The organism is Streptomyces sp. NPDC033270 (assembly GCF_055576575.1).
Window position 1 is genome coordinate 161,190 of record NZ_JBVIRA010000017.1, and the last position, 10,116, is coordinate 171,305.

A 10,116-nucleotide genomic window follows, 5' to 3' on the forward strand; every position below is an offset into this window, starting at 1 on the left:
GAAAAGGGGAGAAAAGAAAGAAAAGGAGGGCGCCCGACCACACCGCCGGTGTACTCCCCCCCCCCCCCCCCCCCCCCCCCCCCCCCCCCCCCCCCCCCCCCCCCCCCCCCCCCGATGCGCTGCTCCCGCTCAGAGCAGACCAAGCAGGCCGAAAATCAACGAGAGCAGGCCAAGGTGCTTACCTTCATTGTGGTGGTAGCCACCGTGATGATGGTGCTTGCCATGCTTCTTGCCATGATGATCGTGGCCCGACGAGGACGCCGCGGGGGTCTGCGGAGCGGCCGCGGCCGTGCCGGCGAGCGGTACGACGGTGGCTGCAGCGATCGCCGCGGCGGCGACGGAACGTCCTATCGACTTGCGCATTGCGTTCTCCAGTTAGGCAGGAAATCGGACATTCCGATAAGTACCGCGCTGAGCTGCGGCCCCCGCAGACACGACGGCCGGCCACCCCAACGGCCCAGGAAATTGCTCCACTCGCGGTAGTGATCGGGCGCGAAGAACCCGCGGATGTGCCGGTCACAGCCGGATGACGACCAGGGCCGTGTCGTCGGTGGCGCCACCGGCCGGCAGCAGCTCCGCCAGCAGGGCATCGGCGAGCGCCTCGACACCGGCGCCCCGGTGCCGGGTCAGACAGTCGGCCAGCCGCCCCAGACCGACGTCGATGTCCTCCCTGCGGCGCTCGATGAGCCCGTCGGTGTACAGGACCAGCACGGCGTCGTCGGCGAAGGCCACCTGCGCCTCGGGCCGGGCCACATGCTCGGGCCGGGCCCCCAGCGGCGGATCGGTCGCCTGGTCCAGCAGTTGCACCGCGCCGTCCGGGTGCAGCAGCGCCGGAGGTGGATGGCCCGCACTGCTGTAGGCGATGGTGCGGGTGGTCCAGTCGATGATGGCCTGCACCGCGGTGGTGGACTCCGCGCCGTCCACCGAGCGGGCGTAGACGCCGAGCACCTCCAGGGCCTGGGCGGGCCCCCGGGCGACCCGCGTCGCGGCGCTCAGCGCGCTGCGCAGCTGGCCCATGACGCAGGCGGCGTCCAGGCCGTGGCCGACGACATCGCCGACGGCCACCGCCATCCGGTCCCCGGGCAGTTCGGCCAGGTCGTACCAGTCACCGCAGACGTTGAGCGCACTGACCGCGGGCCGGTAGCGCACCGCTGCCCGGTGGTGTCCCACGGGCCGGGGCGCCGGCAGCATCGCGTCCTGGAGCGTCAGCACCACCTGCCGCGCACGGGCCTGGGAGGCCCGCAGATCCTCGTTGACCTCCTGGAGTTCCTGGGCCCGGGCGAAGAGTTCGGCCCCCAGCCGCCGCCGGTCGCCCTCCGTCCCGGTCTCGGCCCGGACGACGTCGGTGACCTCCTCGACCCGATGGACGATCAGCCGCACCCGTCCCTCCGCGTCCAGGACCGGAGCGTTGACCGGACTCCAGTACCGCTCCTCGAACACACCCGGCCGGCCGGGCGCCTCGACGTCGTAGCGCTGCAGCGCCATGGTGTCGCGCTCGCCGGTGGCCACCACCCGTTCCAGGGAGGCCCGGAGATTGCGCGTCCCGGTGGCGCGGGGGTCGTCGGGGTTGTCGGGGAAGACGTCGAAGAGCGGGCGGCCGATCACTTGGCGGCGCTCCCGCCCGGCCCGGTTCAAAAACGCCTCGTTGGCGTCGGCGATCACGAACTGCGGGGTGAGCAGCAGTACCGCGCCCGGCAGCGCCTGGAAGACCGCCTCGTAGTCGATCGCCGGCTCGCTCACGTGCGGCCCGCATCCGACGGCGGGCGTCGTACGCGCTCGCCGTTCGCCTCGGGTGCGTTCCTCTCGGTCCCCACGTGCGGAATGTTCCCGCCCGGCCGGGCGGCGCGCATGCCGGGCCGGGTGCCCGCCGCCCCCGTCGGCGCGCGAACGGCGAGGCCGGTCCGGCAGTGGTACGGCCCGGGGCGGGTACGGCCGTCCGGGTGGGGAGGTGCGCCCCGGGCGGGCCGCTCGCCACGCCTAAGGCGCCCTACTGTGCCTTGCGCGCCCGGCTCGGCTGGACCCGGGACGGCTCGCCCGGCATCTTCGGGTGGTCGGGGGGATAGGGCATGTCCCCCAGTCCCTCCTCCGCCGTGTGCCGGTCGGCGAGTTCCAGGAGGGGCTGCAGGCTGAAGGCGTGGTCGGCCATGTCGGCGTGCACATCGCCGAGTTCGGCGAAGCGCGGCGGGACCGTGCGCAGATCGAAGTCCTCGGGCGTGGCGTCGGCCAGCTCCTCCCAGCGCAGCGGGGTGGAGACCGTCGCGCGCGGCCTGGCCCGCAGCGAGTAGGCCGAGGCGATGGTCCGGTCCCGGGCCATCTGGTTGTAGTCGACGAAGACCTTCGCGCCGCGCTCCTCCTTCCACCAGGCCGAGGTCACCAGGTCCGGCAGCCGGCGCTCCAGGGCCCGGGCCACGGTGATGGCGGCCCGTCTGACCTCGGTGAACGTCCATTGCGGCAGGATCGGTACATAGACGTGCACCCCGCGTCCGCCGGAGGTCTTGGGCCAGCCGCGCAGTCCGTGTTCGGCCAGCAGCTCCCGCAGTTCGTAGGCGACCCGGACGGCGTCCGCGAAGTCGGTACCGGGCTGCGGGTCGAGGTCGATCCGCAGCTCGTCGGGGTGCTCGGTGTCGGCGCGGCGTACCGGCCAGGGGTGGAAGGTCAGGCACCCGAGGTTGGCCGCCCAGAGCACCGCGGCGGGCTCGGTGGGGCACATCTCGTCGGCGAACCGGCCGCTGGGGAAGGCGATGCGGGCGGTGGGCAGCCAGTCCGGCAGCCCCTTGGGGGCCCGCTTCTGGTAGAAGAACTCGCCCTCGACGCCGTCGGGGAAGCGCTGCATGGTGGTGGGCCGGTCGCGCAGGCCCCGCAGCACCCCGTCCGCGACGGCGAGGTAGTACTGCGCGACGTCCAACTTGGTGAAGCCGCGCTCGGGGTAGTACGTCTTGCCGGGGTTCGACACCCGCACCGTGCGCCCCGCGACGTCCAGCTCGACAGCTCCGCCTCCGGCCATGCCTCCACGCTAGGTTCCGCGCCGCGCCACCGCGCGCCGGGGCCGCTGCCCAAGCGCCCTCGGCGCGCGGGGAGCGCCCCGGGCCCGCAGGATCGGGAGCATGGATCTGCCCGTCATGCCCCCGGTGTCGCCGATGCTCGCGAAGCTGGTGGCCGACATCCCCGCCGGCATGCAGTACGAGGCCAAGTGGGACGGCTTCCGGGTCATCGTCTTCCGTGACGGGGCGGACGTCGAGATCGCCAGCCGGACGACCAAGCCGCTCACCCGCTACTTCCCCGAGGTGGTCACGGCCGTACGGGCCGAGCTGCCGCCGCGCTGCGTCGTCGACGGCGAGATCGTCATCGCCCATGACGGCCGGCTGCACTTCGAGGAGCTGCTGGAGCGCATCCATCCGGCGGACTCCCGGGTCCGTACGCTCGCGGAGCGGACGCCCGCCTCCCTGGTCGCCTTCGATCTGCTGGCGCTCGGCCCGGACACGCTGATGGACCAGCCGCAGGCGGCACGCCGGGAAGCGCTGGTCGAGGCGCTGCGGCCGGCGCGGGCGCCGGTGTACACCGCGCCCGCGACGACGGATCAGGAGCTGGCGCGCCGCTGGTTCACCCAGTTCGAGGGGGCGGGGCTGGACGGGGTGGTAGCCAAGCCGCTGGACCTGCCGTACCGGCCGGGCGACCGCACGATGTTCAAGATCAAGCATGCCCGCACCGCCGACTGTGTGGTGGCGGGCTACCGGCTGCACAAGAGCGGGCCGGTGGTCGGGTCCCTGCTGCTGGGCCTGCACGACAGCGCGGGCCGGCTGCAGCATGTCGGGGTGTGCGCCTCGTTCCCCATGGCCAGGCGGCGGCAGCTGGTCGAGGAGCTGGCTCCGCTGCGGATGGACGAGGTCGCCGGCCACCCCTGGGGAGCGTGGACGGACGAGGCGGCGCACGCGTCGCGGCGGATGCCGGGCGGGCCCAGCCGCTGGAGCGGCGGCAAGGACCTGTCGTGGGTACCGCTGCGCCCGGAGCGGGTGTGCGAGGTCGCCTACGACCACATGGAGGGCAGCAGGTTCCGGCACACCGCCCAGTTCCGGCACTGGCGCCCCGACCGTACGCCGGAGAGCTGCACCTACGCCCAGCTGGAGGAGCCGGTGGGCTACGACCTGCGGGAGCTGTTGCGGGACTGAGGGCGGGCGCGGGCCGCGGGCGGGCCGGTCAGTGCTGGTCGGTGCCGGGGGGCCAGCGGCGCCGGCTCTCCCCCGGCGCGAGCCGGTCCACCACTTCGGCCAGTTCCGTGCAGGCCTGCTCGATCTTGTGCCGGATGGCGTTCTGCTCGGTGACGATCGCCGACAGCAGCAGTGCGGTGAGCGCCGCCGACGCGTTGAGCGCCTGCAGGTTGACCATCGCCTCCAGCAGGCTCTGGCCCTCGAACGGTCCGATGCGCGCGGTCGCCGCCGAGATCGCCAGTACGGACACCAGCAGCACGCAGGGCGCCGCCCCCGCGAGCTGGAAGCGCAGCGCCGCCCACACGATCAGCGGAAAGACCAGGAAGAGCAGGGAGAGCTGGCTCCTGGTCGCCATGAACGACACGGCGACCGCCGCGACCAGCAGTGCCGACGCCTCGGCCCAGCGGTGGACGGGGATGCCGTGGGGCCGGCGGATCGTGCGGAGGGCGAGGACGAGCGGGGTGACGACGAGGACGCCCATGGCATCGCCCACCCACCAGGCCGCCCAGGTCCGCCAGAAGCCCCCGGTCGGCAGCGCACCGGTCAGCACCTGGGTTCCGCTGCCCAGCGTCGCGCTGATCAGCATGCCGGCGAAGGCGCCGAGGGCGACCAGTGCCACTCCGTCGCGCAGGCGGTCCAGTTCGACGCGGAAGCCCACCTTGCGGAGCATCAGGCAGGCGCACACCGGGGCGAGAGTGTTGCCCGCCATGACGCCGAGGACCGTGACGTCGAGCGGGCTGAGCGTCGCGACGATCAGCAGCGTGCCGAGGGCGATGCCCGGCCAGGTCCACATGCCCAGCAGGAGCAGGCTGCTCAGCGCGATGCCCGTGGGCGGCCATAAGGGCGTGACCACGGCACCGGCGACCACTACCGACTCCCGGAGACCGATCCATGCGGACGCGAAGTAGACGGCGGTGAGAACGAGGAGGGTCAGGGCTGCCGGTGCGGGACGACGGAGTTGTTCGGTGCGCACCACATCAGCCATCAGACAACGCGGGCGGCCGGGCGTCGGCCGCGACACGCGCGCCCGGGTCGCGCTTCACCCGGGGCTGCGGGCCGCTGCCGTCGAAGCACAGCACGATCACCGCGGAGTCGTCGCTGTGCCCGGTCAGCTCGGCCACGCTCATCGCCGCGGCGGCCACCGTGGCCGGATCGCCGTCGGCGTTGGCGCACACCAGGCGGGTCACCTGCTGCAGACCGGCCTCTATCGGGAACGACGGCCCCTCGACGACGCCGTCGGTGAGCAGCACCAACGTGCCGGAGGTGTCGAGCCGACGGCGGGTGACGGGGTACGCCTCGCCCGGCACGATGCCCAGCGGCACGCCCCCGGGGTCGTTGGTCAGGCCCGAGCGGCCGTCGCTGGTGGCCCAGATGCCGGGGATGTGGCCGGCCCGGGCGCTGGACAGCTGCCAGCTGACGGGGTCGAAGCGGACGAAGGTGCAGGTCGCGAAGAGCCCGCAGTCCACCGACAGCAGCAGGTCGTTGGCCCGGCTCAGCACCTCGCCGGGGTCGGCGGCGTGCACCGCGACCGCCCGCAGCCCGAGTCGGATCTGCCCCATGAAGGCGGCCGCCTCCACGTCGTGGCCCTGTACGTCGCCGATGCAGAAGGCCAGCGAGCCGTCGGGCAGCGGGAAGCCGTCGTACCAGTCGCCGCCGATGTCCAGTCCGTGCCGGGCGGGGGCGTAGCTGGCGGCGGTGCGCAGGCCGGGCACTTCCGGCAGCCGGGTCGGCAGCATCTCGCGTTGCAGCGCCTCGGCCAGCTCGACCCGGGCCCGTTGCTTCTCGGCGCCTTCCCGCGCCTGGGCGGTCAGCCGGCCGAGGGTGGTCAGCAGATCGTCGGCGCTCGCCGACCGCGGGGGACGACGCCGAAGCATGGATCGCTCCAAGGTGCATCGGTGCAGGGGCCACTGCGGGGGTGCGCGCTCCGTGCGGCGGTCCGCATGGGCCTCGTGACCTGGCCTCATGGGGCTCCGGTGAGCCCACCTGTCCGATTCATCTTATTTCCGCGGTGCGACTTCCGCTTGACGGCGGACGGCCGGGCTCCGCGCCCCGGCACGCACCGTCTCGCGCAGCCGGACGGCTACGGGGAGCGATCGCCGCCGCGCCGGCCGTCGTGCCTCCGCCCGCTACCGCCGACCCGGGACGGGTTCACGCGGTCGCCGCCCGGTGGCGGACGCCGGAGCGTACGGCCCAGAAGAACACCGCGAGGGCGAGGGCGGCCACCGCGATCGAGTCGTAGGGGGCGGGCAGGCGGCCGGAGCCCTCGAAGGTGCCCAGCCAGGAGAGCACGGTCAGGCCGAGGAGATAGGCCACCAGCCAGGCGCCGGTGCGCAGTTCGACGCCGAGGGGGCGGCTCGGGCCCGCGCCGTCGCGTTCGACGGCCGCCGCGTCGCGCGCACCGGGGCGGTGCATGGCCAGGAAGATCAGCAGGCCGGCGAGGACGAGGGGCAGGGCGAGGCGCAGGTCGTGCCAGCCCGACCAGTAGACGAACTCGCCGGCCACCACGAAGCTCAGCGGCGCGATCCAGCGCAGCCCCGGAACCCAGCCCGCCGTCCGCCCGCCCGGTTCGGCGCGGAACACCGCGACCGCGACCGCGGAGGCCGCGTAGATCAGCAGATACATGTCGCCCATGACGCTCACGATGTCCTGCCAGCCGCCGAACGGCAGCAGGAAGACCACGATGACCAGGAGGTTGATCACCAGTGCCCGGCGCGGGATGCCGTAGCGCTGGTTGACCTTCATGAAGTACCGGGGGATGGTGCCGTTCTTGGCGAGCGCGTAGGTGTGCCGCGCGTCGATGGCCACGCCCACGTACGCCGAGCCGCCGGGCGAGATCACCGCGTCCGCGTAGAGCAGGCTGGACAGCCAGTGCAGGTTGAGGATGAGGGCGAGCTGGCCGAAGGGGGAGTCGAAGGAGACGCCCTGCCAGCCGTTGCCGAGCAGGTTCTCGGGGACGGTGAAGAGGTAGGCCAGTTGCAGGGCGAGGTACATGGCCACGGCCAGCGCGATGCCGGTGAGGACCGCGGCCGGGATGGTCCGGCGGGGGTTGCGGGTCTCGCCCGAGAAGTCCAGCGGGGCCTGGAAGCCGTTGACCGAGTAGACGATGCCGCCGCCGGCCAGCGCGGTCAGGCAGGCCACATAGCCGTACGGCGCGAAGCCGCCGTGGTCGGTCAGCCGGCCGGAGTGCCAGCCGGAGGCGATCAGCGCGAAAACGGTGACCACCGGGATGGCGATCTTGAACACCGTGATCAGGTTGTTGAGTTGGGCGAACATCCGCACCGCGAACCAGTTCAGCGCCGTCAGCAGCACACTGAGTCCGGTGGCCAGGGCCAGGCCGGAGAGGGTGAGGGTGTGGCCGTTGTAGATGCCGGGGAGGTAGTGGGCGGCGTACTGCATGATCGCGCTGATCTCCGCCGCGGTACCGCCCACCGACAGCAGCGTCGACCAGCCGATGAGGGTGCCGACGAGCCGGCCGCTGGCGAACAGCGGCCAGCGGACCGTGCCGCCGCCCTCCGGCCGGGACGCGCCGAGCTCGATCAGGACCAGCGCGACCAGTCCGCACAGCAGTCCGGCCCCGATCCAGGACAGCAGCGCGGCGGGCCCGGCGGTCTGTGCCGCGTACATGGCGGCGAACAGCCAGCCGGAGCCGACGATGTTGGAGAAGCCGATACCGGTCAGCCCCCAGAACCCCAGGTCCCGGCGCAACCGGCGCTCCTGCGCCCGTACTTCGGGCGCGCCCGCCGCGCCGTCCCCCTCGGATGCCTGACGCTCTGCCACGAAAACGGTTCCCCTCGATGCGCTGTTCCGCCTCGCTGGACCCTACGTGACGATCATCGGGCCGCGGTCTGCCGCTCCCCCGGGAGCACGCCGCGCGGTGGCCTCAGGCGCAGGTCCAGCAGCCGGACCAGCACGCGGAGGGGCGCACCGAGTGCCCCCTGGGGTGCCGCCGGTCGGCCGGGCGCTCCTCGGCGGGGGCAGCGCCGGCGGCGAGTGCGTGCAGGCCCGCGAGCTGGGCGCACAGGACGACGGCGATCGCGGCGAGCTCCTCGGGCTCGGCATGTCCCTTCTCGATCCGCAGCGACAGTGCGGGGGGCTCGACGGCGGGCGGGCGCTCCTCGGCCGGCGCCCCGGCGTCGGCGTCGGCCGGTGGGCCCGCGTCGCCCCGTACGGTCTCCTCACCCGGTGCGGGCTCTTCGAGCTGGGTGCCCTCGCCTGTGGTCCGGTTCTCGTCGGTGAATGCGTTCATGGCTGGGGGTCCCGGGGCTCATGGGCGGTGCGGGGCGTGTGACAGCTCGCCCCGGCGTCTCGCCATGCCGGGTTCGGGGCGGTGTTCGGGCAGGTCACAGGGGTGACGCTAGAAGCGTGGCGGGGCGCTGTCGCGCGGGAGGGCGGTCCGCCTGCGCCATTCGGGCGACCGGCCGGCGCCGCAGGCGTGATATCCGCCGCCCGGGCCGTGTTGGTCCCGGTCCTCATGCCGGGGCCCACGAGCATGTCGCACAGGTACGTGCAGGCACGCTGGTGCCGGATGACGTAGTCAGGATGGCGGGACGATGAGACGTGATCAGGCCGGCGACGAGCGTGCCCCGGTGCGGGACGACGGCCGCCGAGGATTCCTCAAGTGCGCTGCGGGGCTCGCCGGGGTGGCGGCCGCGGGGCTGGGCCAGGAAGCGACCGCGGCGGACCGGTCGGCCGGAGGGGTACGCGACAGCGAGCGGACACTGCCCGACAGGGTCCCCTTCCACGGGCGCCATCAGGCCGGGATCGTGACCCCCCAGCAGCTCTTCGCCGGCTTCGCGGGCTTCGATGTGCTGGCCGACAACCGCGAGGGCCTGGAGAAGCTGTTCCGGACGCTCACCCACCGGTCCCGGGTGCTGGCGGCCGGGGTGAAGCCGAAGGACGAGCAGGTCGCCGCGGAGGAGCCGACCCCCGATTCGCTCACCATCACGCTCGGCGTGGGGGCCTCGCTGTTCGACGACCGGTTCGGGCTCTCCGGGCACAAACCGCGGCATCTCAAGGCGATGCCGGCCTTCCCCGACGACCGGCTGGAGCCGGCCCGCTGCCACGGCGATCTGTCGCTGCAGATCTGCGGCCAGCATCCCGACGCCATCGTCCATGTGCTGCGCGATGTCGCCAGGGAGACGGACGGGTTGCTGCGGCCCCGCTGGCGGTCGGACGCCTTCCTCAATCCGTCCCGGCCCTCGGGGTCGCCGCGTACCTTCGTCGGCTTCAAGGACGGCATCGTCAATCCGGACACCGAGTCGGCCAGGGAGATGGACCGGCTGTTGTGGGTGACGCCGCCCTGCGGTGAGCCGGACTGGGCGCTGGGCGGCAGCTACCAGGTGCTGCGGCTGATCCGGTTCCACGTCGAGAAGTGGGACAAGGTGCCGGTGGAGCGCCAGGAGAAGATCTTCGGCCGGCGCAAGGCGAGCGGCGCGCCCCTGGGCGGCAGGCAGGAGACGGACCTGCCGGACTACCGCAAGGACCCGCACGGCGAGGTCATCCCGCACGACGCGCACATCCGGCTGGCCAACCCGCGGACCGCCAAGACCGACGACTCCCGCTTCCTGCGGCGGAGTTACAACTACAACAACGGGTTCGACACGCACGGCCGGATGGACCTCGGCCTGGTCTTCTGCGGCTACCAGCAGGATCCGGAGCGGCAGTTCGCGACCGTACAGCAGCGTCTCGAACACGAGCCGCTGGCCGAGTTCATCACACCCATCGGCGGCGGCTACTTCTTCGCACTGCCGGGAGTTGCGGACCCCGACGACTGGTTCGGCTCCCAGCTGCTGAAGAAGGTCTGAGCGCGGACGGGGGGGGGGGGGGGGGGGGGGGGGGGGGGGGGGGGGGGGGGGGGGGGGGTGGCGGGGGAGGGGGGGTGGTATGGGATCGAGCCCGCGCAGCGGCGGGG

Annotated in this window: 9 protein-coding genes; 2 read left to right on the plus strand and 7 right to left on the minus strand. The window is 73.1% G+C overall.

The genetic code is table 11. From position 1 onward, the window contains the following. Positions 1-129: 129 nt before the first annotated feature. The 3 genes from ACZ5XZ_RS23715 to ligD form a co-directional block, all read right to left on the minus strand. Positions 130-363 (minus strand): hypothetical protein, encoded by a 234-nt coding sequence (locus ACZ5XZ_RS23715; RefSeq protein WP_468981197.1) that lies wholly within the window; start codon positions 361-363, stop codon positions 130-132. Positions 364-516: 153 nt separating this feature from the next. Next, entirely contained in the window at positions 517-1,740 is a 1,224-nt protein-coding gene (locus tag ACZ5XZ_RS23720; protein ID WP_468981199.1) for a PP2C family protein-serine/threonine phosphatase, read from the minus strand. Between the two features lie 247 nt (positions 1,741-1,987). Then, positions 1,988-3,004 (minus strand): non-homologous end-joining DNA ligase, encoded by a 1,017-nt coding sequence (ligD, locus tag ACZ5XZ_RS23725; RefSeq protein WP_468981202.1) that lies wholly within the window; start codon positions 3,002-3,004, stop codon positions 1,988-1,990. Between the two features lie 100 nt (positions 3,005-3,104). Here ligD and ACZ5XZ_RS23730 point away from each other — a divergent pair, with 100 nt between their 5' ends. Next, positions 3,105-4,166 (plus strand): ATP-dependent DNA ligase, encoded by a 1,062-nt coding sequence (locus ACZ5XZ_RS23730; protein ID WP_468981204.1) that lies wholly within the window; start codon positions 3,105-3,107, stop codon positions 4,164-4,166. 28 nt (positions 4,167-4,194) lie between these two features. Here ACZ5XZ_RS23730 and ACZ5XZ_RS23735 read toward each other — a convergent pair whose 3' ends face one another. The 4 genes from ACZ5XZ_RS23735 to ACZ5XZ_RS23750 form a co-directional block, all read right to left on the minus strand. Continuing rightward, entirely contained in the window at positions 4,195-5,181 is a 987-nt protein-coding gene (locus tag ACZ5XZ_RS23735; protein ID WP_468981268.1) for an MASE1 domain-containing protein, read from the minus strand. 1 nt (position 5,182) lies between these two features. Further along, the gene (locus ACZ5XZ_RS23740; protein WP_468981207.1) at positions 5,183-6,079 is read right to left on the minus strand and encodes a PP2C family protein-serine/threonine phosphatase; all 897 of its coding nucleotides are present in this window, start codon (positions 6,077-6,079) and stop codon (positions 5,183-5,185) included. A 274-nt stretch (positions 6,080-6,353) separates the two neighbouring features. Then, positions 6,354-7,910 carry an APC family permease gene (locus ACZ5XZ_RS23745; RefSeq protein WP_468981270.1) on the minus strand — a complete coding sequence of 519 codons (1,557 nt, stop codon included), beginning with the start codon at positions 7,908-7,910 and terminating at the stop codon, positions 6,354-6,356. Between the two features lie 175 nt (positions 7,911-8,085). After that, positions 8,086-8,451: a hypothetical protein gene (locus ACZ5XZ_RS23750; protein WP_468981209.1), complete on the minus strand. Its 366-nt coding sequence runs from the start codon at positions 8,449-8,451 to the stop codon at positions 8,086-8,088. Between the two features lie 304 nt (positions 8,452-8,755). On the opposite strand from ACZ5XZ_RS23750, the gene efeB reads away from it, so the two are divergent. Continuing rightward, a complete protein-coding gene (efeB, locus tag ACZ5XZ_RS23755) occupies positions 8,756-10,009 on the plus strand; it encodes an iron uptake transporter deferrochelatase/peroxidase subunit (RefSeq protein WP_468981210.1) in 1,254 nt (417 codons plus the stop codon). Positions 10,010-10,116: the final 107 nt, after the last annotated feature.